Consider the following 25,223-nt stretch of genomic DNA (forward strand, 5'->3'; position numbering starts at 1 on the left):
TCTCCTCGTTATTTCCGCGAGCTGATGACGGCCCGGACTTGTGGGAAGCGATCAAAGCTTTCAGAATGGCCTTCCATAATCTAGTCGGTGGAAGGCGCATGAGCGGAACAATGAAGGCTGGGACCCGCGGACACCGCTTTGCCTGCGCGCTCTGCGGAGACTCCGACGAAGCCTTTCGCTACGACTGCCCCAGCTGCGGCGGCGCGATCGTGCTCGACGCCAACCAGGTGACCGCTGCCGAGCTCAAGCAGACCGCACCGGGTACTCGTGGCCCGTGGCGATTCCCGGCGCTCCTGCCGTGCACCGAGACCCGCATCTCGCTCGGCGAAGGCGACACGCCGCTCGTGGCGTTGCCCGTCACCGACGCCGGCGAGCGGCCGGTATTCGCAAAGCTCGAATCACTCAACCCGTCCCTTTCGTTCAAGGACCGAGCGATGGCGCTCGGGGCATCCGCCGCCGTGGGGCTTGGGATGGACGGCCTCGTCGTCGCCTCCACGGGCAACGCAGCCGTCTCCGCGTCCATGTACGCCGCTGCGGCGGGGCTGTCGTGCGTCGTGCTGGTCGGGTCCGAGTCGAACGCGACCAAGAAACTCGACGCCTGTCGCGTCCTCGGCGCTGACGTCCGGGAAATCGAGGGCGACTACAGTGCGGCGTACGCACACGCCAAGATCCTCGAGGGCGCGGGATGGATGAACGTCTCGACGACGTACCGGAATCCGATACTCGCCGAGGGGTACCGGTCGCTCGCCTTCGAACTCATCGAGCAGCTCGGCCGGGCTCCGAGCGCCGTGATCGTGCCGATCGGAGCCGGCCCCCTCCTGCGCGGGATCGAACGAGGGTTCGCCGACGCCGTCGCTGTCGGTCGAGTGGGCCGTCCGCCCGCGCTGATCGGCGTGCAGGCCGCCCGGGTCGCGCCCATTCACGCCGCGTGGCAGCGGCGGCACGGCCCCAGGACCGCCACCGCGTCCAGCGAGCGCGGACCCACGCTCGCTACGGCCATCGCCGACCGGCTGGTCGGGTACGAATCTCACGGCGACCTCACCATCGCCGCGGTCGAACGCACCGGTGGCGAGATCGTCGCGGTCGAAGAACCAGAGATCGCTCGTGCCACCCGGCAGCTCGCCGCGATCGGCGTCTGGGTCGAGCCGTCCGCCGCCACGGCGCTCGCCGCACTCCGAAAGGTCACGTTGCCGAAGAGCGCTCGCAGGGCGGATGTGTCGGATGAGCCTGCAGCGGCCGGCCCAGTCGTGCTGATACTCACGGGCCACGGCGCCAAAGCGCCCGCCCTGCCGCCAGCTTTGACCACATGACGCGGGTGGTGAGCCACCAAGTGAGGTCATCCGCGATTGATGTCCGTCCGCACTTCATAGCGGTCGAAACGGTAGCGCGAGCGGACGTGCTGGATGGGTCGGCCGAGCGTGTCGAAGAAGGTGTCGACGATCTCGAGCGCGGGGTACCCCCGCGGCAACTGCAACAACTCGCACTCACGATTCGACGCGAGCACCGCCCGGACCACCCGCTCGGTCGACATGGGCGTGAAGCCTTTCGTTGCGAGCCGCTCGTGGACCGACCCGGAGAGGTCCACTCCCAACAGCAGCGGCGCGAACTGGGGCCGGAACACGCTCACCTCATGGCACATGGGCTCGTTATCGGCGTACCGAAGCCGCTCAACCAGCACCGCGGACTCGCCCGGCCGCAGGTCGAGCACCCCGATGGTCTCCACATCGGGGGTGATGGTCTCGCTCCGCATCACCTGCGAACTGGGCGTGAAGCCGCGCTGCCGCATGTCCTGCGTGAACGAGGTCAGCGCCGGGCCCATCGACACCGTGGGGCGGCTCACGTATGTCCCGCTGCCGGGGATTTTCTTGACCCAGCCCTCTGCGGCGAGCTGACCGAGCGAGCGGCGCACGGTCATCACACTCACTCCGAACTCCTCCGCGAGAGCCCGCTCCGGAGCGAGCCTCGCGCCGATGGGCAGCCCGGAAGAGCGACTACGGAGCGCATCGAGGATCTCCAAGTACTTGGGTTGGACCATTCAGCGACCCTTCGTCAATGACATTCTCCCGGACAGGTGTTCAAGAAAACCGAACATGCCCGAAACACGCCTGTCATGTATCACAGCCTATATTGCTCTAGAGCACTCTTTGCTACACTGGCTCAACCGTCACGGGACGGAGTCTCAGCAGCTCCGTCATCGCGCCGGTTCACTGTCGAACGGCGTTCACACCAACCAGAAAGTTGTGACATGCGATCTAAATCAATTGGGGCTGTGGCACTCGGAACGGCGGCCGTGCTCGCCCTCGGTGCGTGCTCAGGCGGCGGCACCGACGGGCCCGACGCCGGCGGCGACCAGGAACTCGTCCTCTGGCACATGGAAGGCACGCCTAACCGTGTGGCAGCCTTCGAGTCGCTTGCCGAGAAGTACAACGAGACCAACCCGGAGTACCCGGTCACTGTGCAGGTGCAGGACTGGGACCAGGTCTATACGAAGGTCGCTGGTGCGGCGCAGTCGGGCAAGCAGCCCGACATCCTCTTCGCCATCCCCGACTTCGCTACCTACGTGCGCAACCTCGGTCTCGGCCAGTCGGTCACGGACGTGGTCGACTCGCTCGAGAACGAGTACGGGCTGATCGACGCAGCCAAGGCGCCTTATCAGGATGACGACGAGTACTGGGCGGTGCCGCTGTACGGCATGGTGCAGATGCTCTGGTACCGCGAGGACATGCTCGCGGCCGCGGGGGTTGAGGCGCCCACCACGTGGAGCGAGCTCGTCGACGCCGCTGCGGCGCTGACCACGGATGGCACGAGCGGCATTGCCCTTCCTGCCGGGAAGAACCTCGCCACAGATCAGGTGCTCTATAGCCTCATGGTCACGGGAGGTGGCGCCAACTTCTTCACCGAGGACGGTCAGGTCGATATTGACACGCCCGAGACCGTAGCCGCGTTCGATCTGTACAAGGAGCTGCTTCAGTACTCCCCCACTGACTCCGCGAATTACGCGTGGGGCGAGCCACAGGCGGCCCTGAACAGCGGCGCGGCCGCCATGGCGATCGAGAAGGGGCAGTACCTCGCCCCGTTCGCCGAGGAATCCGGCCTCGACCCGTCGCAGCTTGGCTGCGCGCCGATTCCGGTGGCGGACGAGGGCGGGGAGCCGGGAAGCATCTACTACTCCAATGGCGCCATGGTGTTGAGCGAGGACTCGGCCAAGCAGGCTGCTGCTGGTGACTTCCTCGAATGGCTACTCGAGCCCGACAACTACGGCGACTTCCTGAACGCCGAGCCGGGCCTCTTCCTCCCCGTCACGAGCGGTGGCGCGGAACTTGAGCAGTGGCGCTCCAACGAGGTCCTGACGACCTACGCCGAGTGCGTCGACGCGATGTTGAAGCAGTCCGAGACCGGCGAGTTGTTCGGCTTCGTCGACGGCCAGTACATCGACGCTGTCGGCGAGATCTCAGGCCAGAACTTCCTTGCGCAAGCCATTCAGCAGATGCATGTCAACGGCATGAGCGCCGAAGAAGCTACAGCCTGGGCGCAGGAGCAGATGCAGGCAGCGATCGACTGACGATGACCAGCTCGGTAACGAGCCGTCCGGCGGCGCTGGCGGCGATCCGTCAGCGCCGCCCCTCGTCGGCTCCCGCTCCAAAGAAAAAGCAAAGCCTGGGTGAACGTGTCCTGGGCTACGCACTCATCGCCCCAATCGTGGTCATCATGGCGCTCGTGATCGCGTTCCCGCTCATCAACGCGGTGATCACCAGCTTCCAGGATCAGCGCACGATTGGCAGCCCTGCCGAATTCGTCGGCTTCGACACCTATGCCAAGGTGCTCGGAGACAGCGCCTTCTGGGAGGCGCTCGGCCGGTCCGGCATCTGGCTCGTCGTGAACATGATCGTGCAGACGATTCTCGCCTTCGCGACGGCGCTCCTCCTGCAACGCAGCACCCGGTGGTCGAGAGCCGCGCGGACCTGGATCGTCCTGCCGTGGGTGATCCCGACAGTGGCGGTGGCCGTGGTGTGGCAGTGGATGCTCAACAGCAACTACGGCATCGTCACCCAGCTCTTCCGCGGCATCGGCATCGACCTCGGCTCACCGTTCGGCGACTCGGCCGTCGCGCTCATCGCTGTAATCCTCGTCAACAGCTGGCACTGGTTTCCGCTCAGCGCGGTCGTCATATACGGAGCGCTGGCCACGGTGCCAGGCGAGGTGCTCGAGGCCGCGAAGATGGACGGGGCGGGCGCCTGGCGAACGTTCTGGGCCGTGACTTTCCCGCTGCTCCAGCCGGTGCTGTTCGCTCTCGCGCTCGTGGGCTCGCTGTGGTCGTTCAACGTACTCGACACCATCTATCTGATCACCGGCGGCGGACCCGTCGGTTCCACGACGACCATGCCCGTGTACGTCTACGACACCGCCTTCAGCGCCTTCCGCTCCAGCCAGGCGGCCGCAGCAAGCGTGCTCACCGTGATCGTGCTCGGCATTGCGGCGCTGCTCTTCGTGCGCTTCGCCCGTCCCAAGGAGGACTCGTGACCAGTCTCACCGCGTCCCGTCGATCGGGGCGCACCCTGCGTCACCGACTAGGGGCCGTCCCCCGGGTCGTGGCGTGGATCGTCCTCTCGGTCATCGTGCTCGGCCCCCTCTACTGGATCACCATCTCGGCATTCAAGGGTCGCGAGGAGATCATCCGATCGACGCCCACGTTCTGGCCAGAGACGTTCACGCTCTCGAACTTTGAGCAGCTGTTCATGTCGACCGAGTACCCGGTGTTCCTCACGAACAGCATCATCGTGGCGGTCACGACGACGGTCGTGACCGTGTTCGTATCGCTCGCCGCCGCGTACGGCCTCTATCGGCTGAAGGTGCCCGGCAGCGGCAAGATCGCCGGAATCGTTCTGCTGTCGTACATGATCCCCGGAACCTTGCTCATCGTGCCGCTGTACCGCACGCTCGCAGGTCTCGAGCTCATCGACACCCACGCTGGCATCGTTCTCGTGAACGTTGCCTTCACGGCGCCGTTCTGCACGTGGCTGCTGCGAGGATTCATCTTCGCCGTGCCTCGCGAGATCGATGAGGCCGCGGCCATCGACGGCGCTGGCCCGACCCGTACCATGTTGCAGATCGTGCTGCCGCTGCTTCTACCCGGCATCGCAACCGTCGCGGTCTACTCGTTCGTATTTTCCTGGACGGAGTTCGTTTTCGCTTCGCAGTTCATCGTGAGCGATGCCTTGCAGACGCTGCCGATCGGCCTCAGCGCCATCATCGGCCAGTACACCGTCAACTGGGGTCTCGTGATGGCCGGAACCCTGTTCACCCTGCTGCCGACCGTCGTGCTCTTCCTCTTCGTTGGGCGCTACTTTGTCGGCGGTCTGATCACGGGAGCCACTAAATGACCGATCATGCCACGGGGCTGTTGCGCCCAACGCGCACGTACCTCGACACCACGGAGGAGCTGCTACGCGCCGCGACCGAAGCGGGGGCGACGTCCGTCGAACTCGCCGGCCGCATGGTGGCCGAATGCTTCGACCGCGGGGGCATGCTCTACGTGTTCGGTAGCGGCCACTCGCACGTATTCGCCGAGGAGGCCTTCTACCGGGCAGGCGGGGCAGCCCGGGTTTGCCCGATCCTCAAGCCCGAGCACATGCTGCACGCAGGGGCCCGGCGAAGCACCGAGCTCGAACGGCAACCGGGCCTTGCGGTCGCGCTGCTCGAGCCGTACGCGATCAACCCGGCCACGGACGTGCTGCTCGTCGTATCGAACTCCGGCGCGAACGCCCTACCCGTCGAGGTCGCCGAAACTGCGTGCGAGCGCGGTATCCCCGTGATCGCGATCACGTCGGTGGCATACGCGAAAGCCTCACCGAGCCCGGGCGGGCGGCTGCACGAGATCGCCGACGTCGTGCTCGACAATCAGTGCCCGCCTGGGGATGCGCTCGTCACACTCGGCGACGACCTGCCGCGCGTCGGCCCCGCGTCGACTGTGGTGGGGCTCGCGCTTCTGAATGCGGTCATCGTGGAGGCACTCGCCCGGCAGACCGCGCAGGGGCACCGACCCGACATCTATCTGAGCGCGGGAATGCCTGGCGCCCGCGAGCACAACGCGCGCACCTCCCAGCTGTTCAGCCGAAGGAACCCACATATCTGATCGCTCGGCGCCCGCCCTTCGATCGCCGACCGTCGGTCGGCACTCGCACCGCAAGAAACAAGTAAGGAACGAACCCACATGAAACTCAGCTTCGAAGTCTGGCCAAACATGCCGTGGGGGCGCCTCGAGGCCGCCGGCCCCGCGTGGAACTCGTGGGGCGACCTGCCCTCCGCCGAGACGGCCACGAAGGTGGCGGAGTACGGCTACGACGCCGTCGATTTCCTCCTCGGCCATCTCATGAACGGTCCGGCGAGCGAGTACGAGGCGAACCTTGCCGCGACCAAGGCCGCGGCGGAGGCCAGCGGCATCGAGATTGGTTACGTCGCGAATCACACCACCTTCGTGAGCCCGCGCGAGTACGACCGGGAGCGCGGCATCGAGAGCTTCAAGAAGGCACTCGACGCGGCGAAGGCGCTCGGCGCGAAGTCCGCGTGCACGCTCCTCGGCGACGGCTTCTACGATCCGCCTCTGAACGTGCTCATGTCGCGGAAGGAGGCCTGGCGTCAGGCTCGTGAGGCCATCACTGAGGTTTGCGACTACGCCGCGAAGCTCGACCTGAACGTGAGCATCGAGTTGCTGCAAGGCACCATCCTGAACAAGGTCGAGTCCGTCGAGCGCATGTTCGACGAGATCGGCGCTTCGAACCTCCGAATGACTATGGACACCGGCGCGTTCTACATCGCCGTCAAACCGTTCATGAGCGTGACGGAGGGTATCAAGCGCCTCGCCCAGCACATCGACATCGTGCAGATCAAGGACGAGGTGGGCCTTCCCACCATCGTGAACACCAACCACATCTGGTTCGGCGGCGGCCTCGTCGACTTCCGGGAGACGTTCGACGCCCTGACCGAGATCGACTTCAACGGTTATGTCAGCGTCGAATGGGAGGGCTGGCAGGTCGGTGGGAACATCGGCGTCGGCGAGCCCGCGGGCATCGGCCTCGCGAACTTCGACCGCGTCGCTGAGGAGTCGCTTGAGTTCCTCCGAGAATACGGATTCACGACCGCGAAGGAACGTGGGTGACCGACGTTCCCGATGCGGTGCTCATGGGCATCGACGTAGGCACGACGGGGGTCAAGGTCATCGGCCTCGACCCCCGTTCCGGTGCCGTGGTCGCTGCGTCAGCGCGAGAGTACCCGAGCAGCACCGACGCTGACGGCGCGCACGAGCAAAACCCCGCCGCGTGGTGGGAGGCCGTGTGCGGGTGCACTCGCCGTGTGATGGAGTCGGTGGCCGACCGACCGGTCGCTGGGGTTGGGCTGTCCGGTCACATGCACTCCCTGCTCCTCCTTGATGAGCACGACCAGCCGGTACTGCCGGCACTGACCTGGGCCGACCGCAGGGCGTCGGACGACACCGCTCGACTCGCGCAGGATGCGCGGTTCCGGAAGGTAGGCGGGAACCAGGTCGTGAACGCGTTCACGGCGCCGAAGCTTGCTTGGGTGGCGCGCACCCGACCGGAGGTGCTCGCGCGCGCCACCCGCCTCGTGCTCACGAAGGATGTGATCGGTCACCGGCTCACCGGCACCTGGGCCACAGACGAGACGGATGCCCTCGGCACCCTGCTCTACGACCTCTCGGAGGGAGCCTGGAGCGCCGACCTGTTCGCGGCAGTGGGCGCGAGCCCCTTGCTGGGCCTGCCCGTCCTATCGTCGACGTCCCTACGGGGCGTGGTTCACGCGGGCGCGGCGGCCGCGACCGGCCTGCCAGAGGGCACCCCGGTTGTCGCCGGGGCGGGTGACGTAGCCGCGTCTGTCGTCGGCGCCGGCGTCGCAGACCGCAGCCGCATGGTGCTCAATGCCGGGACCGCCGCACAGGTGATGGGCGTCAGCACCACGCCGGATCCCGGATCGGGATTCCTGTTCGGCTCAGCAACCGGCGAGGGGTTCGTCGCGATGACCTCGCTCTATGCCGCGGGCGCGAGCGTCCGTTGGGCCGAGCGCTCCGTGCTCGGTGGCACCGACATCAACGAGGCTGCCTCGGCCGCAAACGCTGGGTCCGACGGGCTCACTTATCTGCCGTTCATGTTCGGGTCAACCGTCCCGCGAAAAAAAGACATGGCCCGGGCCGCGTTCCTCGGGCAAACCGAGCGTCACGGGCGGGCCGAGTTGGCTGCATCTGTACTTGAGGGCATCGCATTCGCATGCGCCGACGCGATCGACGCAGTTGCCGCCGCGACTGGATCCCCCGATGTCGTGCATCTCGTGGGCGGGGTGACCCGCTCGGAGCGCTGGCGGCACGCCCTGGCGAGCGTGATCGACGCTCGGTTCGAACTCGTGCCGGACGGCGGTTCCGCGCTCGGCGCCGCGGTCCTCGCCGGAATCGGGACGGGCGCCTACGGCTCAGCCGCCGATGCTGCCGATGCCATCTCGACCGTGTCCGTCGGTCGCCCCGAACCCGAGCAAGTGCTCGCGTACCGGCAGGCGCGGGACCGCTATCGCGCCTGGTGCGAACGCCTGCTCTGAGGACACCCCCGACCGAGACATCCACCGGCGCCCGTCAGCCGTTCGAGAGAGCACCCATGCAAGCCATCATCGCGAAAGACGCCGACGACGTCGGTGGCAGCGCAAGGACTACAACCCGACCGGGAATGCAGATTTCAAGGAGCCAAAGATGACGGACGCAGCTGCCCGCACGGCCCCACCCGCTCGTCTCGCCTTATCCACTCGACTCGAGGGCATGCCGCTGGTCGCTGTACTCCGGGCTGACGCCGCGTCCCGGTACGATGCGGTCATCGACGTGCTCGTCGACCACGACATCCGGTCGATCGAACTGACCCTCACCACCCCGGGCACGCTCGACCGCGTGACGAGCATCGTCGATCGCGTCGGCGCATCCGTGGACGTGGGTGTAGGCACAGTCACAAAGGTCGAGGAGGCCAAGGCTGCGATAGATCGCGGCGCGCACTACCTTGTGACACCCACCGCACGACCCGAGGTCGTCGCCGTCGCCGTCGCGGCCGGGACACCGATCCTTGCCGGCGCTTTGACACCCACCGAGGTGTTCACGGTGTGGGAAGCAGGGGCCACCGCGGTCAAGATCTTCCCCGCGCAGACCGTGGGCGTCGGATACGGGTCGCATCTGCGCGGCCCCCTGCCCGACCTGCAGTTCATCCCATCCGGCGGCATCGCTCAACATGACGTAGCGCCCTGGCTACTTGCGGGCGCCGCCGCGGTCAGCGTGGGCGGCCCCTTGATCGGTGATGCACTGCAAGGTGGTTCGCTGGCCGCGCTGGCCGACCGTGCCAAGCGGTTTAGCGACCTCGTCCGCGACTTCGCGAGCACCCGATGAGCGCAGCCGACGCCGCGGCCGGTGTCGTCACCATCGGCGAGACGATGGCGCTCATGTCGTCTCGGGGCTATGGACCGCTACCCCACAGCGCCGGTCTCGACCTGGGGATCGGTGGAGCCGAGAGTAACGTCGCGATCGGTGTCCAGCGCCTCGGCATTCCGGCGACGTGGGTGGGCAAGGTCGGGCGTGACCCGCTCGGCGACCTGGTCTTGCGGGAGATTTCCGCAGAAGGGGTGCGGGTGCGCGCCGTCCGGGATGACGACGCTCCCACGGCGCTCATGGTCAAGGAGCGGCGCACGTCATCCCGCACTTCGGTTTGGTACTACCGCACGGGAAACGCTGGGTCTCGCCTGCGAGCGGACGAGGTCGACCTCGAGGCCGTGCGATCGGCTGCTCTCCTGCACGTAACCGGCATCTCGCTTGCGGTGTCCGAAACCCTCGCGGACGCGGTTGCACGGGCCGTCGCGGTGGCACGCGCCGAGGGGGTGGTCGTGTCCTTCGACCTCAACTTCCGCCGCAAACTGTGGTCGCCAGAGACCGCCGCCGCTTCGTACCGGAGCATCCTGCCGTCGTGCGATGTCGTCTTCGCGGGCGACGACGAGGCCCGCATCGCCCTCGGTGCTATGGCGAGCGACGACCTGCAGCCGCTCGAGCTCGCGGCCCGCCTCGCCGAGTTCGGCCCGGCGCAGTCGGTGATCAAGCTCGGGGAGCGCGGCGCGACCGCCATCATCGACGGTGCGCGGTTTGAGCGGCGCGCAATTCCGATCACGCCCGTCGACACCGTCGGCGCTGGGGATGCGTTCGTCGCCGGCTACCTCGCGGAGCTCGTGAGCGGCGCCCCGGCCGAACAGCGACTGGACACCGCCATCAGAGCTGGCGCCTACGCGTGCCTGAGCGAGGGCGACTGGGAGGGTCTGCCACGCCGAGCGGAACTAGCCGACCTCGATTCCGACGGCGTCGCGCGCTAGGAGACGACTCAGCCGATAGATCTGGCCATCTGGCGGCCGGACAGGGCGACTGCCGCACAGCGATGCGTTGTGACCAAACGTCGACCATTAGCGGGACACACCGCATCGCCGTCCACGTCCGGCATCAGGTGAAACCCATCAGCCAGATATGGCCGGGGTGGGCCGCGTCGAGGTCACTGCTCAGCAGATCCCTGGCAGGGATTCCGTCTTCGCGGGAATCGCGGTGGGCACGTCACCTCCGAAGCAGTGGCTGGGGTGGTCGGTGCCCCAATCGTCGTACTTCGATTCGTCCCGACCAGGTGCCGAGTGGGGCCAGGTCCACTCCCGGCCGCGGGCGTGCGCCCAGACGGCGGACTCCAGAGCCGCGGACGCGAAGTCGACCGCCGCGATGACAGAGTCCACGAATGCGCTCTGGAATCGCCTGTCGCTGGTGGGTCCTCCTAGCCGGGCGTCCCAGTCGCGGTCGCGCTCCGTGTAGGGGATTCTCTGGGCTGCGAACTCCGCGAGCTGGGATTGAGAAGCGGCCGGCAACGCTGCGGGGATGCGAAAGTGGATGCTGGCGTAACCCTCCTCCTCGTTGGGGAGCACGCGGACACCGAAATCGTCCCACGTCCCGAGCTTACGTAGCGTGCACGCGAGGTGAGCGTAAAGCTCTTTCCCGCGGTGGAGGAATCGGCCGTACTCGTCGATGGCGGGCCTTGGGAAGTCGTCCAGATCGACGTCAGACGTCGAGGGCGTTCCGGTAGCGATGTTCAGCATGAGGTTTCCTTCTGTGGGTTTCGGACAGTCCCTCTATGCGCACCACCTCGAAGATCGCCACGTCCTACCTTGGCTGCCCGCAGTGCGGTCTCGGCAGTCTGCAGCCGCACCCGCGCCCGCGCCTGATGGCATGGTCCTGCCCGGAATGTGGCGCAGTCAGTCTGTGATTTGCGTCGTCCGCACGGACGCAATGCGGGCGGTGCGACCGGTGTGTGCCGTGCCTGCGCCTGATCGAGCCCGTCACCGCGAGACGTCCTAGCGCACCGGAGCTGTCGGCGAACACTGCGCGCGCCGCGTCGGTAACACCGGAACGGCGACAGGCCGGTTCCCACGGATCGCCGCCCCTGCGCCTCAATGCATAGACGGTTTTCTGCGTAACGACGTGGTGGTCCGTTTGGCCTCAGGGTCGTCTCGGCGCACGCGTTACGCCTGCCACGCCCATGCGGTGTGCAACGCGGCCCGCAGCGTCGGCTCGAACTCTCCGTCGTGTAGCCGGTCGATGTGACGGTACGGTCCGCGGTGGCCGTTGGTGCGGCGCGCGTGTAGCCACTGGATCCACATCAAGGGGCTGTCGGTGCCCATCGAAAGCGTGAAGAGCACACCGTGGAGACCGGGCGCAATTCGGCCGGCGCGGATCTGGCTCTGCGGGTAGAGGGTGACTCCATCCGATGCTCGGAAGGCGAGCAGTCGCCGATCCGCGGTCCACTCCTCACCGGCGACGTCGCTCTCGACTCCACCCGCATCAAGGTGCAGGGCCGTGTACACAGCCGGGCGTTCACACTAGCCCGGAACGGCACACCACTAGACCACCCCGACGTCATCGCCGCAAGCCGCACCCTGCTGCCAGGCGGCGTCCTCACCAACGCCGACTTCACCGCCGGCACCTACACCCGGCGCGATAAGGGCAACGAGCCGGCGCACGAGCTCGACTTCGTCACCATGATGGACACGAACGGGTACGCCGAGTACCCGGCGTTCCCACGACTCATCACTGCGATGTCCATCCACGGCCCCGGCAACATCACTGACGGCCCCCGGCACGCCATGCAGGCGCACTCCCGCACGTTCGAGCAGCGGGGCATCGCCGCCACCGACCGCGCTTTCAACGGGTCCGCCCCCGAGAACTTTCAGTTGCCGCTTCGGACGGACAACTGGGAGTTCGCCTTCGACTACAAGAAGACCGACTTCGGCCACCAGGGCTCCGTACCCGGCAAAGACATCATCGTCGTCGACGGGGCCTTCTACGTCGCCTTCATGCCGCAAGAACTCATCTGGGCAACCCACTGGTACAAGAACGGCACCCCGCACCCCGACACGGGAGAGCTCTACTCATGGGCCGACATCCAGCGCATCATTAAGGAACGCCGGGCGTACCAGCTCAAACGACACGGTTCGCTTCAGAGCGAGAAGAAGAACGGCGCACAGCGCTTCACCTACCCCGATGCGCACTCGTACCGCGCCTTCGACCCCGCCACCAACAAGCCGCTCCCACCAGGACGGAACAAGCTCCGCGGGAGCGTGCTGATTCGCCCCGAAGCCTCGTTCGTGAAGCATCTCCAGCGGCACCCCTGGGGTACCGCTGAATGGGCGGCCGCGTACGCTCAGCGAAACCAAGTCGAATCCGTCAACGCCGACATCAAGCGAAGCCGCTTCACCGATATCGAAAACCCGCAGAAGCGCACCGGTCGCGGCGTCGCATTCCACGGCCTCGCCAGCGCGCTGATGGCCATCGCACACAACATCCGCGTTCTGGTTCGCACCCTCGTCGGCGAACACGCGCCCAGGAGCAAGCCGCTCAAGCCTGCCGCGGCCCTCTCGCCCAACGAGCCGCCCACCTGGACCCTTGGCGGAGCAGACCTCGACACCGGCGACCCACCCGGCATACCAAGCGAAGCCGCGTAGCCGCCGCGGCGCCCCGAACCGAAAACAAACCAACCAGCCCCGCTAGGGGCTATTCGTCGTGGCATCCCTTCGGTGATCCCGGAGCCAAAGGCCCGCCGGCCGCCGAAACGAGCGGCCGCGCGACGGCTAATGCCCGGCAGTCAGCCCCATGACGGCCCCAATTCCCGCCGCACGCCCACTTCGCAACCATTTCGTGAAGGTTTTCTCCGCAAAGTGCGAAACACCCCGGTGAGACGATGGAGGGATGAGCCTGCACATCACCGACGACCCCGCAGCGGATGAGCTGCTCACCCGCGACCCGCTGGCCCTGCTCATCGGCATGCTGCTCGACCAGCAGGTGCCGATGGAGACCGCGTTCGCCGGGCCGCTGAAGATCAGCGAGCGCCTGGGGACGCTGGATGCCGAGGCCATCGCCGGCACCGACCCCGAACAGTTCGCCGCGCTGTTCGCACAGAGCCCGGCAGTGCACCGCTTTCCGGGTTCCATGGCGGCGCGGGTGCAGGCGCTGTGCGGTGCCGTCGTGAACGAATGGGGCGGGGATGCCGCAGCCATCTGGACCCGCGACGACCCGGATGGGCGCACGGTGCTGAAGCGCCTGAAGGCCCTCCCGGGGTTCGGGGACCAGAAGGCGAAGATCTTCCTGGCGCTCCTCGGAAAGCAGTACGGCTACACCGGCGACGGGTGGCGTGAGGCATCCGCCCCCTACGGCGAGGAGGGGTCGCACCGCAGCGTCGCCGACATCGTGTCGCCCGATTCGCTGCAGAAGGTGCGCGCGTTCAAGAAGGCCGCTAAGGCCGCCGCGCGCGAGTCCGCAGGCACGTCGGCATAAGAAAAGCAGCGCAAGCTCTCAGGTTTCTCATAGGGTAGAGGCGAAGCGACCGCCGACGCCCTGGGGAGGCCTGCATGCTCACGCCGTTCATCATCATCGGCAGCATCGGTCTTCTGGTGCTCGTGATCTCGCTCGTGGTCGGCGACATCTTCGACCACTTCGAGATCGGCGAGGGTGCCCTGTCGGGCACGGCGCTGGGCATCGCCGCCGTGGTCTTCGGCGCCAGCGGCGTGTTCACCACCTCATCGAATCTCGACGACGTGTGGGTCTACGTCGTCGCGGGAGCGCTCGCGCTCGTGGCGTACGTCGTCGCGGTGCTGTTCATCCGCAAGCTCGCGGCGAGCTCCGACGGCGCTCCCGCCAACGCCGTCGGCCTCACCGGAGTATGTCGCTCCCCGATCACCCCGGCCGGCGGCGAGGTCTCCCTCGACGGCCCGCACGAGATCGAGCGGCGCCTGGCGTACTCGGACACCCCCATTCCCGAAGGCGTGCGCATCCGCGTCGTCGAGCACAGCGGCACGCGCGTCAAAGTCGTCGCCGAATAACCCGCGGCGGTCGCCGCGATCCACGGAAGGAATCCCATGCCGGTCGACATCGTCCAGATCGCCGCCGTCCTCGCCCTCATCGTCGCAGTCCTCGGACTTCTGACCTTCATCGCGCGTCGCATCCGCCGCGTGCCCCCGAACGAGGCGCTCATCATCGTCGGACGCGGCGCCGGCAAGCCCGTGCCGGGCGAGGCCACCGGTCAGCGCGTCGTCATCGGTGGGCGCACGTTCGTGTGGCCGATCCTTCAGCAGGGCTTCCCGATCTCGCTCGAGCAGCGCCAGATCGGCATCACCGTCGAGGGCGTCGACAAGAACCGCATCAAGATCGCCATCAAGGCGTCGATCAACTTCAAGGTCTCCGGCACCGAAGAGGGCGTGCGCCGCGCCGGCCAGCGCTTCCTCTCGCAGCAGGAGACCCTCACCGACATCATCCGCGAGTCGCTCGAAGGCTCGCTGCGCTCGATCATCGGCGACATGACCATCGAGCAGATCATCTCCGACCGCAAGGGATTGTCTGACCGGGTCGTCGCCGAGACCAAGGCCGACCTCGTCGAGCAGGGCCTGCAGGTGGATCTGCTCAACATCAGCGACATCTCCACCCCCGGCAGCGACTACCTCGCCAACCTGGGTCGCGCCGAGGCGGCCCGCGCCCGCCAGGTGGCGGAGGTCAGCGAAGCCGAAGCCTCGCGCGCCAGCGAATTCGCCCGCATCGAGGCCGCCGAGCAGATCGCCGAGCGTCAGAAGGCGCTGAGCCTTCGCCAGGCATCCATCAAGGCCGAGACCGACCGCGCGAACGCCGAGGCCGAGGCTGCCGGCACGTTCACCAAGGCCGAGCAGGACCGTCTCGTCGCACAGCAGGAGCGCGAGGCGCTCATCGAGCAGGCCCTCGTGACGCAGGAGCGCCTCGACATCGAGATCCGCAAGCCCGCCGAAGCCGAGGCGTACGCCGAGGTGCAGCGCGCCACCGCCCAGCGCGACGCCGCCAACGCCGCCACCGAAGCCGACGCCTACAAGCGCACCAAGATCGCCGAGGCGAACAAGGTCGCCGCGGTGCAGGATGCCGAGGCGTCCGCGACGTCGGTGCGCTTCGCCGGTGAGGCCGAGCGCGACAAGCAGGTGGCTCTGGCCGCCGGTATCCGCGCCGAGGGTGAGGCGCGCGCCGCCGCCATCCAGGCAGAGGGTGTCGCGGAGGCGACGGCGACCGACGCCAAGGCCGAGGCGCTGAAGAAGTACGGCGAGGCCGCCCTCGCGCAGGAGATCATCTCGCGCCTACCCGAGATCGTCCGTGCCGCCGCCGAGCCGATCAGCAACATCGACCAGCTCACCGTCATCTCCACCGACGGCGCGTCGGCGGTCACGAAGACCGTCGGCACGGTGCTCGGCGAAGGCACCGAGGTCGTCAAGTCGCTGACCGGGCTCGACCTCGGAACCCTTCTGGCCGGCTTCGCCGGCGCCCGCACCGGCGCCTCGGGCAACGGCTCGGCGCCGGCCGGCACGGGAACGACCGCGCACGGCTGAGCCGACAGCGCAGGATGCCGACGATGCGGTCCACACCGGATGACGGTGCGGACCGCATCGTCGCAGACGGCCGCGTCAACGAGAGGGCGACATGGCGATCCGGTGGATCACACCTGAATCGGGGCAGTGGATCGAGATCGCCGAGCGCGCCCTCGCGGTAGAGCGCGAGCGCGGCGGCATCGCGCCTCAGGAGGTCGCCTCCTCGGCCGACGCGCGCCGCGCCGAGGATGTGCTCTACCGGGACTGGCGCAGGTACTCCCGCTTGGGGTGGGGGGCTCTCGGGGTAGCCCTGTGGTTCTGCGCCTCCGTCATGGCGGCGCTCATCCCGGCGGGCTTCACCGAGACCCTCGAGCGGGAGCAGAGCACGGCATGGGCTGTCACAGCCGCCGGAGCGGTTCTCACCGCCGTCCCGGCAGCCCTCTCGCTGTGGATCCTGCTGCACCTGCGCCGAGCGGGACGGGCACTGACACGTGCCCTCGCCTTCTGGGTGCGCCTCCCCTGGCGGCGCGGGGAGCGTCGCACGATCGATCCGATGTTCGTCGGCACGGCGCAGACCTACACCCAGCCGGCCTTCAACCTGCGGATGACCGCGATGGGGATCATCGCGGTGTTGGGAGCGCTCGGTGGCGCCCTGGCCGTCTGGAGCGCGCTGCGCGCGGAGGCGACCGCCGACGCCGGGGCGACCGCCGCGGCTGCCGTCTTCGGCTCGGCGATGGCGGTCGGGCTCCTGCCGACCGCGGTCGGCATGGCCACCGGCATCCGCCGAGCGGCGTTCGCCTACTCGGACCCGCGCGCCGCGGTGGCCGCGCGCTTCGGCTACGGGCCACCCGAGGGCATCCTGCCGAGCCACGCCGCGCGCAGGGGGACCCGGGCCCGCCGCCGACGCTGAGACACCAGCATCCGGCTGAGACATCGCGCGTCGCGTGGTGTCTCAGCCGGATCGTGGTGTCTCAGCCGGATCGTGGGTTTCTCACCCGGCGGGGGGCGAGGGCGAGGGCCGGGGCGAGGGCGGCGGCGTCGGCGGGGCCGGCCGAACCGGCCGCCGCGCGGGTCAGGCGCCCCGCAGGCGCTCGGCCAGGTAGCCCTCCAGCGCGTCGAGACCGATGCGCTCCTGCGCCATCGTGTCGCGGTCGCGCACCGTGACGGCGCGGTCATCGAGCGAGTCGAAGTCGACCGTCACGCACAGCGGCGTGCCGATCTCGTCCTGACGGCGGTAGCGGCGTCCGATGGCGCCGGCGTCGTCGAAGTCGATGTTCCAGCCGCGGCCGCGCAGGGTGTCGGCCACCTCGCGCGCCAACGGCGACAGCCGCTCGTTGCGCGACAGCGGCAGCACGGCGACCTTCACGGGCGCCAGACGCGGGTCCAGGTGCAGCACGGTGCGGGTGTCGACTCCGCCCTTGGCGTTGGGCACCTCTTCCTCGTCGTACGCGTCGACGAGGAAGGCCATCATGGCGCGGGTGAGACCGAACGACGGCTCGATGACGTACGGGGTGTACTTCTCACCGGTGGCCTGGTCGAAGTAGGTCAGCGACTGGCCGGATGCCTCGGAGTGGCTGCCCAGGTCGTAGTCGGTGCGGTTGGCGACGCCCATCAGCTCGCCCCACTCCTTGCCGGTGAATCCGAAGCGGTACTCGACGTCGATGGTGCCGGCGGAGTAGTGCGCGCGGTCCTCCTCGGGAACGTCGAAGCGGCGCATGTTGTCGGCGTTGATGCCCAGGTCGATGAACCAGTTCCAGCACGCCTCGACCCAGTGGTCGAACCACTCGGGCGCCTCTGCGGGCGGGGTGAAGAACTCGATCTCCATCTGCTCGAACTCGCGGGTGCGGAAGATGAAGTTGCCGGGGGTGATCTCGTTGCGGAAGGCCTTGCCCACCTGGCCGATGCCGAACGGCGGCTTCTTGCGCGATGCCGTGAGCACGTTGGTGAAGTTGACGAAGATGCCCTGCGCGGTCTCGGGGCGCAGGAAATGCAGACCCGACTCGTCGTCGACGACGCCGAGGTAGGTCTTCACCAGGCCGGAGAACGCCTTGGGCTCGGTGTACTTGCCCTTCGTGCCGCAGTTCGGGCACGGGATGTCGGCCAGACCGTTGGCGGCGGGGCGGCCCTTGCGCGCCTCGAAGTCCTCGATGAGGTTGTCGGCGCGGAAGCGCTTGTGGCACTGCAGGCATTCCACGAGGGGGTCGGTGAACGTCGCGACGTGGCCCGACGCCTCCCAGACCCGCTTGGGGAGGATGATCGAGGAGTCCAGACCCACCATGTCGCCACGGCCGCGGACGAACGTCTGCCACCACTGGCGACGGATGTTCTCCTTCAGCTCCGTGCCGAGGGGGCCGTAATCCCATGCCGAGCGGGATCCGCCGTAGATCTCACCGGCCTGGAACACGAACCCGCGGTGACGGGCGAGGGCGATGACTTTGTCGAGGCGGGACTGCTCGGCCACAGGTGGCTCCAAATGGTCGTGGTGCGGGCGCGAAAATCGCGGATGCCGCGAGGCCGCGGCATCCGTCGATTCTAGCCGCCGGGCCTCAGCGCACGAACGTGATCGTCAGCGGGTAGCGGTACCACTGCCCTTGGCTGGCCTTGACGGCGGCGATGATCGAGAAGATCAGGTCGACGATGACCACGGCGATCAGGACGAAGGCGCCGACCAGCAGGAACAGCAGCACCATTCCCGCGAAGGCGGCGATCATCACCGTCAGCTGGAAGTTCAGAGCCGTCGCGGCATGGGCGCGCACGAACGGGCCGCGGTCGCGCAGCGCCAGGTATCCGACCAGCGCGGGGACGAAACCGAAGAAGATGCCGCCGACGTGGATGAGGGTCGCCCACATCTTCTCGTCGGCAGGGCTGAGCGGAGCGGGCCCGTACGGAGCGCCATACGGCGGATGCGGGGGCGGAGGCGGCATGGTCACGGTCTCAGCCTATGGGGGCGGCCGGGTCAGTCCGCGCGGCGGAGGGCGGCCGGAGTGAGCTCGCCGACGGAGGTGTGCCCGGAGAGCCCGAGGGTGATGTCGAGCTCGGCGAGCACGTTGCGCACCACCTCGCCGACCCCGGCCTCGCCGGCGACGCCGAGTCCGTACGCATACGGGCGGCCGAGACCGACCGCGGTGGCCCCGAGGGCGAGGGCGATGAACACGTCGGCGCCGCTGCGGACTCCGGAGTCGAAGACGACCGGGACCCGTCCGGCCACGCGCTCTGCGATCGCCGGCAGCACCGCGAGCGTCGGCACCGACCGGTCGATCTGCCGGCCGCCGTGGTTGGAGATCCAGACTCCGTCCATCCCCGCGTCCACCGCACGGGCGGCGTCGTCGGGGTGCACGATGCCCTTGAGGACGATGGGCAGCGACGTCCACTCCCTCGCGCGATCGAGCGCGTCCCACGTGAGCGCCGGGGTCGAGAACACGTCGAGGAACGTCTCGATGGCCGCACGTGGCAGCGGCGAGCGCAGATTCTCACGCAGGCGCGTGGACCCGGTGAGCGCGGCTCCCCGCCGCGCGATGCCGACCCCGGCGGCGACCGTGCGCGGCGTCATCCGCAGCTTGTCACCGGGCTCGGCGGCATCGGCGCCCGCCATGGCGGCGCTGCGCACCCGATCCCGCACGAGCCCGCGGAAGACGGGATCGGCCGTGTACTGCGCGATGCCGAGGCCGCGCGTGAACGGCAGGTACGCGAGGTCGAGGTCGCGGGTGCGCCAGCCCAGCAGGTGCGTGTCGAGGGTGATCACGATCGCCTCGCACCCCGAGGCCTCGGCCCGGCCGATCAGCGACCGGTTGAGCTCCTCCGAGGCCGACCAGTACAGCTGGAACAGCCGGTCGCCGTTGGGCGCGGCATCCCACACCCGCTCCATCGCATACGAGGCCTGATTGCTCAGCGTGTAGGGGACACCTGCGGATGCCGCGGCGCGCGCGACGGCGAGGTCGGCGTCGGGGTGGGCGAGCTCCATCACCCCGAGCGGCGCCAGCAGCAGCGGCGTCTCGCGGCGACGTCCGAGGAAGTCGATCGACAGATCGCGGCTCGACACGTCACGCAGCGGCCGCGGCCACACCTCCCACGCGTCGAAGGCGGCACGGTTGGCGGCCACAGTCCGCTCGGCGCCCGCACCGCCGGCGAGGTAGGCGAAGGCCTCGGCGCTCAAGGCACGACGTGCGGCGGCCTCGAGCTGCAGCGGGTCCACCGGCACGCGCGGCGTCTGGCCGCTGATGCCGGCACGGTAGATGTGCGACTGGGTGCGGCGGGAGATGCCGCGGGCGGCCGCGGCGGGGTCTTCGGGAGCGACGGTGCTCATCCCCACACCCTATGGGGCGGTCGCCGCTCGCCCGGCGGCGCCCGCGCCCGCGCCGCCTACCGCCGCAGGGTCTCCCGGGCGACGGTGAAGTCCGCCAGCGCCACCGGATCGATCTCGATCCCGATGCCCGGGCCCGTCGGCACCCGCACGTGGCCGTCCTCGAGCACGATGGGGTCGGTCACGATGTCGCGCGGGTAGAACCGGTCCGACGCCGAGACATCGCCGGGCAGCGTGAAGCCCGGCAGGGCGGCGAGCGCCGCGTTCGCGGCCCGGCCGATGCCGGTTTCGAGCATGCCGCCGCACCACACCGGGATGTCGGCGCCCCGGCAGAGGTCGTGGATGGCGACGGCCTCGAGGTAACCGCCGACCCTGCCGGCCTTGATGTTGATGACGGAGGCCGCGCCCAGCCCCCGCGCGTCCTGCGCGGCCTTGAGCGAGACGATCGATTCGTCCAGACACAGGGGCGTGCGCAGTCGCTCGGCGAGCACGGCGTGGTCGACGAGGTCGTCTTCCTGCAGGGGCTGCTCGATCAGCAGCAGGTCGAAGCGGTCGAGCTCGACGAGCGTGTCGACGTCGGCCAGCGTGTACGCCGAGTTGGCGTCGACCTGCAGCGGGATCGTGCCGAAAGCGTCACGCACCGCCGCGGTGTCGGCGATGTCGCGACCGGGCTTGATCTTGATCTTGATGCGCAGGTAGCCGGCGTCGAGGTACTCCGCGACGGCGTCGACGAGGGCAGCTGGGTCGTGCTGGATCCCCACCGACACCCCGCTGGGCACCCGGTCGCGCACCGCGCCGAGGTACTCGGCCAGCGCCCGGCCCTGTGCGCGCAGACTCGCGTCGAGCACCGCCAGCTCCAGCCCTGCCTTCGCCATGCGGTGCCCCCTGAAGGGCTCGAGGATGCCGGCGATCTGCTCCGGCGCGATGACGTGGCTGTCCAGCAGCGCCGGCGCGAGCCACCGCAGCGTCACGTCCCACGCCCCCTGCGTGTACTCGCTCGAGTACAGCGGAGCCGCCTGCGTGACGATCTCGCCCCAGCCGTCGCCGTCGGCCGTCAGCGCCCGCACGACGATCACCTCCCGCTCGGACTCGGTGCCGAACGAGGTGGTGAACGGCGAGACGAGCGGCATCCGCAGCACGCGCAGCTCGATGCCTTCGAGGGCGACGGATGCCGCGGGCGTGGCGATGGGCATGCGCACAGGCTAGCCGCGTCGGCTCAGCCGGTGAAGCCGCGCACCCGTCCGGCCGAGCCGCGTCGTCAGGCCCGCACGAACAGGTACCCGCGGTCGGGGTCGAACCCGCCGACGACGAGCCCGGATGCCGCCTGCTCGGCGAACTGCTCGCGCACGCGGCGCCGCCAGACCGCCGCCTCCGCGGGGGCTTCCCGGCGCAGGCCCTCGATGTCGCGGGGCACCGCGACGGTCGCCACCACGTCGCCCGGGTCGGGTGCGGCGGCGGGAGCGGCGAGCGCCCACGACGCCATCAGCCGGTCGGTCTCGTCGCCCCGGTTCAGGCCGTCGTCCATGGGGCCGTACTGGTCGATGAGGTACTCCGTGACCCGCGCGCCGAGCACGACGAGGTTGAAGTAGGCGTTGCGGGCCACCAGCGGGTCGAAGGTCCAGGTGATGTGGCCGACGTCGTGCGCGAAGGCCCACGTGCGCTGGTGCGCCTTGAGCAGCCGCCCGAACCCCCGGCCCTGGTACTCGGGGAGCACCCCGGTGACGTGCGAGTGCATCGAGCGCTCGGCGGGGGCGGCGAAGAACGCCACCGACGCGCCGATGATGCGATCGCCGTCATAGAGGCCCACGGCGTAGTTGCCCGAGTGCGCGAGGGCGCGCAGCAGATTCGGCGGCATGGCGTCGTCATCGCCGCCCCAGACGTCCGAGAGCACGCGGGCGGCATCGAACACCTGGGCCACGGTCTCGAGCGCGCGGATCTCGATGCCGGCGGGCACGGTGAGCTGATCGAGGTCGGCCATGCCCACACCCTACGACTCCACGCCGGTACGTCCGGAACCGGCGATACCCTGGACCGATGGGCCGGGACGAGGACGTACGCAGACGCCTCACCCGCATGCCCCGCCAGGGCGCCATCGTTGCCGTGCTGGCCCTGGCCGGCCTGGCATCGTCGTTCATGTTCACCCTCGTGGTGCCGATCCAGGCGAAGCTGCCGGAGCTGCTCAACGCCAGCCGCGAGGACACCGCGTGGGTGGTGACCGCGACGCTGCTGGCGGCAGCGGTGGTCACGCCGATCGCGGGGCGCCTGGGCGACATGTACGGGAAGCGCCGCATCGTGCTGGTGCTGCTGGGCGTGCTGGTGCTCGGCTCGGTCGTCGCCGCGCTGTCGGGCGAGATCATCGGGGTGATCATCGGCAGGGCCCTGCAGGGCGCTGTCACCGGCGTCGTGCCGCTGGCGATCTCGATCCTGCGTGACGTGCTGCACGAAGACCGGGTGGATGCCGCGATCGCCCTCATCAGCGCGACGATGGGCGTGGGCGGTGCTCTCGGCATGCCGCTGAGCGCTCTGGTGACGCAGTACAGCGACTGGCACGCCCTGTTCTGGCTGGCCGCCGGCATGGGGGTCGTGGTCTTCGTGCTGGTGGTGTGGATCGTGCCGGTGAGCGTGCTGCGCACGGCGGGCCGTTTCGACTACGTCGGCGCCGCGGGACTCGCGGTCGGCCTCACCGGCGTGCTGCTGGCGGTCTCGCGCGGCAACGAGTGGGGCTGGACGTCGCCGGCCGTCCTCGCGTGCGGGCTGGGCGGGCTCGCGGTGCTGCTGGTCTGGGGCTGGTACGAACTGCGCATCGCCGAGCCGCTGCTGGACCTGCGGGTGGCTGCCCGCCGTCCGGTGCTGCTCACCAACATCGCCTCTCTCGCGATGGGGTTCTCGCTCTTCGCCTCGAACGTGGCCTACCCGCAGCTGCTGGAGCTGCCGGCCCCTGCGGGTTTCGGACTGTCGCTGCTCGCCGCCAGCCTCGTCATCGCGCCGGCGGGCCTGGTGATGATGGTGCTGTCGCCCTACTCGGGGCGGGTGGCGCGCACCGTCGGCCCTCGGCTGCTGCTGATCCTCGGGGCGATCGCCCTCATCGTCGCGTACGGGTTCACGCTGCTGTTCTCCTCCGAGGTGTGGCACATCCTGGTGGCCAATCTGCTGGTGGGCGTCGGGATCGGCTTCGGCTACGCCAGCATGCCGATGCTCATCATGCGCAGCGTGCCGCAGAGCGAGACGGGCGCCTCCAACGGCCTGAACGCACTGTTCCGCTCGCTCGGCACCAGCACGGCTGCTGCCGTGATCGCCGCGGTGCTGGCGAGCCTGTCGGTCACGCAGGGCGGCGTGCAGGTGCCGACGGCGGCGGCGTTCGACGTGGCGTTCTTGCTGGGCGGCGCCGCCGCGGTGGTGGCCCTGGTGCTCGCTCTGTTCATCCCGCAGCGCCCTGCACGCGAACCCCATCCCTCTCTGCCGCAGTGAGGTCTACCCTGGGCCAATGAGCGCGAACGAGCCGGCCCAGGTCCCCGTCGGGCCTCCCACGGGCCCCATCGAGACCGCCGCGGAAGACGCCGGCGACCGCGACACCCGCTTTTTCGGGCAGCCCCGGGCGCTGGCGCACATCTTCGGCGTGGAGATGTGGGAGCGGTTCAGCTTCTACGGCATGCAGGGCATCCTGCTCATCTACCTGTACTACTCCGCCACCGACGGCGGGCTGGGGCTCGACCGCGCCGTGGCTGCCGGCATCGTGGGCGCATACGGCGGCTCGGTCTACCTCTCGACCATCCTCGGGGCGTGGATCGCCGACCGCATCCTCGGCTCCGAGCGGGTGCTCTTCTACAGTGCGATCGTCATCGTCGCCGGTCACGTCGCCCTCGCCCTCATCCCCGGATTCCTCGGGGTCGGCGTCGGACTCATCCTCATCGCGCTGGGATCGGGCGGCCTCAAGGCCAACGCCACGAGCGTGGTGGGAACGCTGTACCGGCGGGACGACCCCCGACGGGATGCCGGGTTCTCGCTGTTCTACCTCGGCATCAACCTCGGCGCGCTGGCCGGCCCGCTGCTGACGGGTCTGCTGCAGGCCTCGCTGGGGTTCCATTGGGGCTTCGGGCTGGCTGCCGTCGGAATGGCGCTGGGGCTGCTGCAGTACTCTTTCGGGCGCCGGTCGCTCCCCGAGGCGGCACGCCACGTCGCCAACCCGCTCCCCCGCAACCGCTACGCGCTGGTCGGCGGCATCGCCGCGGCGGCGGTGGTGCTCATCGTCGTGCTGGTGCTCGTCGGGGTGATCCGCCCCGAGAACCTGTCTCTCATCGTCATCATCACCACGGTCGGCGCCACGATCGCCTACTTCGTCGTGATCCTCTCGAGCCGCAGCATCGACGCCGTCGAGCGCAGCCGGGTGTTCGCGTTCGTGCCGCTGTTCATCACGTCGGTGGCGTTCTGGTCGCTGTACCAGCAGCAGTTCACCGTCGTGACGATCTACGCCGACGTGAAGCTCAACCGCGACCTCTTCGGCTGGGAGATGCCGGTGCCGTGGGTGCAGTCGATCAACCCGATCTTCATCATCGTGCTCTCGGGTGTCTTCGCGTGGCTGTGGACGAAGCTCGGCACGCGGCAGCCCTCGACCCCGGTGAAGTTCGGTCTGGGCGTCATCATCATGGGCGCGGCGTTCCTGCTGTTCCTCCCGTTCGCCGGGGGCGGCGCCGGCTCCACACCGCTGTTGGCGATGATCGGCATCCTGCTGGTGTTCACCGTCGCCGAGCTGCTGCTGTCGCCGGTGGGTCTGTCGGTGACGACCAAGCTCGCCCCGGCGCGCTTCCACACCCAGATGGTCGCCCTGTTCTTCCTGTCGGTGGCGCTGGGCACGGCCATCTCGGGGCTGCTGGCGGAGTACTACGATCCCGACAACGAGGTGCCGTATTTCTCGGTCCTCGGGTTCATCGCGATCGGTGTCGGCGTGCTGCTGCTGATCTTCGTGAAGCCGGTGCTGGCGCTCATGAAGGGCGTGCGCTGA

23 protein-coding genes are annotated in these 25,223 nt (G+C 68.7%); 16 read left to right on the forward strand and 7 right to left on the reverse strand.

Features of this window, described 5'->3' with window-relative positions; all coding sequences use genetic code 11:
- The first annotated feature begins 38 nt into the window (after positions 1-38).
- Positions 39-1,310 (forward strand): threonine synthase, encoded by a 1,272-nt coding sequence (locus QNO21_RS13925; protein ID WP_257518441.1) that lies wholly within the window; start codon positions 39-41, stop codon positions 1,308-1,310.
- Between the two features lie 26 nt (positions 1,311-1,336).
- On the opposite strand, the gene QNO21_RS13930 is transcribed toward QNO21_RS13925, so the two are convergent.
- Positions 1,337-2,035 carry a GntR family transcriptional regulator gene (locus QNO21_RS13930; RefSeq protein ID WP_257518442.1) on the reverse strand — a complete coding sequence of 233 codons (699 nt, stop codon included), beginning with the start codon at positions 2,033-2,035 and terminating at the stop codon, positions 1,337-1,339.
- A 234-nt stretch (positions 2,036-2,269) separates the two neighbouring features.
- On the opposite strand from QNO21_RS13930, the gene QNO21_RS13935 reads away from it, so the two are divergent.
- The 8 genes from QNO21_RS13935 to QNO21_RS13970 all read left to right on the forward strand — a co-directional run bounded on the left by QNO21_RS13935 (position 2,270) and on the right by QNO21_RS13970 (position 10,392).
- The gene (locus tag QNO21_RS13935) at positions 2,270-3,562 is read left to right on the forward strand and encodes an ABC transporter substrate-binding protein (protein WP_257518443.1); all 1,293 of its coding nucleotides are present in this window, start codon (positions 2,270-2,272) and stop codon (positions 3,560-3,562) included.
- A 146-nt stretch (positions 3,563-3,708) separates the two neighbouring features.
- Complete coding sequence (locus QNO21_RS13940) at positions 3,709-4,521, forward strand: carbohydrate ABC transporter permease (protein WP_285178399.1); 813 nt, start codon at positions 3,709-3,711, stop codon at positions 4,519-4,521.
- Positions 4,518-5,381 (forward strand): carbohydrate ABC transporter permease, encoded by an 864-nt coding sequence (locus QNO21_RS13945; protein WP_257518445.1) that lies wholly within the window; start codon positions 4,518-4,520, stop codon positions 5,379-5,381. The genes QNO21_RS13940 and QNO21_RS13945 overlap by 4 nt, the downstream gene beginning before the upstream one ends.
- Positions 5,378-6,133, forward strand: coding sequence for a sugar isomerase domain-containing protein (locus tag QNO21_RS13950; RefSeq protein ID WP_257518446.1), 756 nt, complete (start codon positions 5,378-5,380; stop codon positions 6,131-6,133). Before QNO21_RS13945 ends, QNO21_RS13950 begins: the two co-directional genes overlap by 4 nt.
- 78 nt (positions 6,134-6,211) lie before the next feature.
- The gene (locus QNO21_RS13955) at positions 6,212-7,156 is read left to right on the forward strand and encodes a sugar phosphate isomerase/epimerase family protein (protein WP_257518447.1); all 945 of its coding nucleotides are present in this window, start codon (positions 6,212-6,214) and stop codon (positions 7,154-7,156) included.
- 23 nt (positions 7,157-7,179) lie between these two features.
- On the forward strand, positions 7,180-8,598 hold the full coding sequence (locus tag QNO21_RS13960; protein ID WP_257518647.1) for a xylulokinase: 1,419 nt from the start codon (positions 7,180-7,182) through the stop codon (positions 8,596-8,598).
- A 214-nt stretch (positions 8,599-8,812) separates the two neighbouring features.
- Positions 8,813-9,424: a bifunctional 4-hydroxy-2-oxoglutarate aldolase/2-dehydro-3-deoxy-phosphogluconate aldolase gene (locus QNO21_RS13965; protein ID WP_257518448.1), complete on the forward strand. Its 612-nt coding sequence runs from the start codon at positions 8,813-8,815 to the stop codon at positions 9,422-9,424.
- Positions 9,421-10,392 (forward strand): sugar kinase, encoded by a 972-nt coding sequence (locus QNO21_RS13970; protein WP_257518449.1) that lies wholly within the window; start codon positions 9,421-9,423, stop codon positions 10,390-10,392. Before QNO21_RS13965 ends, QNO21_RS13970 begins: the two co-directional genes overlap by 4 nt.
- A gap of 180 nt (positions 10,393-10,572) precedes the next feature.
- Here QNO21_RS13970 and QNO21_RS13975 read toward each other — a convergent pair whose 3' ends face one another.
- The gene (locus tag QNO21_RS13975) at positions 10,573-11,151 is read right to left on the reverse strand and encodes a hypothetical protein (RefSeq protein WP_257518450.1); all 579 of its coding nucleotides are present in this window, start codon (positions 11,149-11,151) and stop codon (positions 10,573-10,575) included.
- Between the two features lie 603 nt (positions 11,152-11,754).
- On the opposite strand from QNO21_RS13975, the gene QNO21_RS13980 reads away from it, so the two are divergent.
- The 5 genes from QNO21_RS13980 to QNO21_RS14000 all read left to right on the forward strand — a co-directional run bounded on the left by QNO21_RS13980 (position 11,755) and on the right by QNO21_RS14000 (position 16,834).
- The gene (locus QNO21_RS13980) at positions 11,755-13,053 is read left to right on the forward strand and encodes a transposase (RefSeq protein ID WP_257518452.1); all 1,299 of its coding nucleotides are present in this window, start codon (positions 11,755-11,757) and stop codon (positions 13,051-13,053) included.
- Between the two features lie 244 nt (positions 13,054-13,297).
- Positions 13,298-13,882 (forward strand): HhH-GPD-type base excision DNA repair protein, encoded by a 585-nt coding sequence (locus tag QNO21_RS13985; RefSeq protein ID WP_257518453.1) that lies wholly within the window; start codon positions 13,298-13,300, stop codon positions 13,880-13,882.
- Between the two features lie 74 nt (positions 13,883-13,956).
- On the forward strand, positions 13,957-14,427 hold the full coding sequence (locus tag QNO21_RS13990) for an NfeD family protein (protein WP_257515920.1): 471 nt from the start codon (positions 13,957-13,959) through the stop codon (positions 14,425-14,427).
- Positions 14,428-14,463: 36 nt separating this feature from the next.
- Positions 14,464-15,945 carry a flotillin family protein gene (locus QNO21_RS13995; protein WP_257518454.1) on the forward strand — a complete coding sequence of 494 codons (1,482 nt, stop codon included), beginning with the start codon at positions 14,464-14,466 and terminating at the stop codon, positions 15,943-15,945.
- 91 nt (positions 15,946-16,036) lie between these two features.
- The gene (locus tag QNO21_RS14000; protein WP_257518455.1) at positions 16,037-16,834 is read left to right on the forward strand and encodes a hypothetical protein; all 798 of its coding nucleotides are present in this window, start codon (positions 16,037-16,039) and stop codon (positions 16,832-16,834) included.
- 162 nt (positions 16,835-16,996) lie between these two features.
- Here the strand turns inward: QNO21_RS14000 and QNO21_RS14005 are convergent, their stop codons facing one another.
- The 5 genes from QNO21_RS14005 to QNO21_RS14025 form a co-directional block, all read right to left on the reverse strand.
- Positions 16,997-18,385 carry a glycine--tRNA ligase gene (locus QNO21_RS14005; RefSeq protein ID WP_257518456.1) on the reverse strand — a complete coding sequence of 463 codons (1,389 nt, stop codon included), beginning with the start codon at positions 18,383-18,385 and terminating at the stop codon, positions 16,997-16,999.
- Between the two features lie 85 nt (positions 18,386-18,470).
- Positions 18,471-18,848 (reverse strand): DUF4870 domain-containing protein, encoded by a 378-nt coding sequence (locus tag QNO21_RS14010; protein WP_257518648.1) that lies wholly within the window; start codon positions 18,846-18,848, stop codon positions 18,471-18,473.
- A gap of 32 nt (positions 18,849-18,880) precedes the next feature.
- Positions 18,881-20,227: an alpha-hydroxy-acid oxidizing protein gene (locus QNO21_RS14015; protein WP_257516709.1), complete on the reverse strand. Its 1,347-nt coding sequence runs from the start codon at positions 20,225-20,227 to the stop codon at positions 18,881-18,883.
- A gap of 56 nt (positions 20,228-20,283) precedes the next feature.
- Positions 20,284-21,417, reverse strand: a complete 1,134-nt coding sequence (gene menC / locus QNO21_RS14020; protein WP_257518457.1) for an o-succinylbenzoate synthase — start codon at positions 21,415-21,417, stop codon at positions 20,284-20,286.
- 65 nt (positions 21,418-21,482) lie between these two features.
- Positions 21,483-22,202 (reverse strand): GNAT family N-acetyltransferase, encoded by a 720-nt coding sequence (locus QNO21_RS14025; RefSeq protein ID WP_257518458.1) that lies wholly within the window; start codon positions 22,200-22,202, stop codon positions 21,483-21,485.
- Between the two features lie 95 nt (positions 22,203-22,297).
- Between QNO21_RS14025 and QNO21_RS14030 the strand changes: the two genes are divergently transcribed.
- Together QNO21_RS14030 and QNO21_RS14035 are read left to right on the forward strand one after the other, a co-directional pair.
- Entirely contained in the window at positions 22,298-23,692 is a 1,395-nt protein-coding gene (locus QNO21_RS14030) for an MFS transporter (RefSeq protein WP_257517231.1), read from the forward strand.
- Positions 23,693-23,708: 16 nt separating this feature from the next.
- The gene (locus tag QNO21_RS14035) at positions 23,709-25,223 is read left to right on the forward strand and encodes a peptide MFS transporter (RefSeq protein WP_257513628.1); all 1,515 of its coding nucleotides are present in this window, start codon (positions 23,709-23,711) and stop codon (positions 25,221-25,223) included.

Origin of the sequence: Microbacterium sp. zg-Y818 (assembly GCF_030246905.1) — a bacterium.
Classification (GTDB): Bacteria; Actinomycetota; Actinomycetes; order Actinomycetales; family Microbacteriaceae; genus Microbacterium.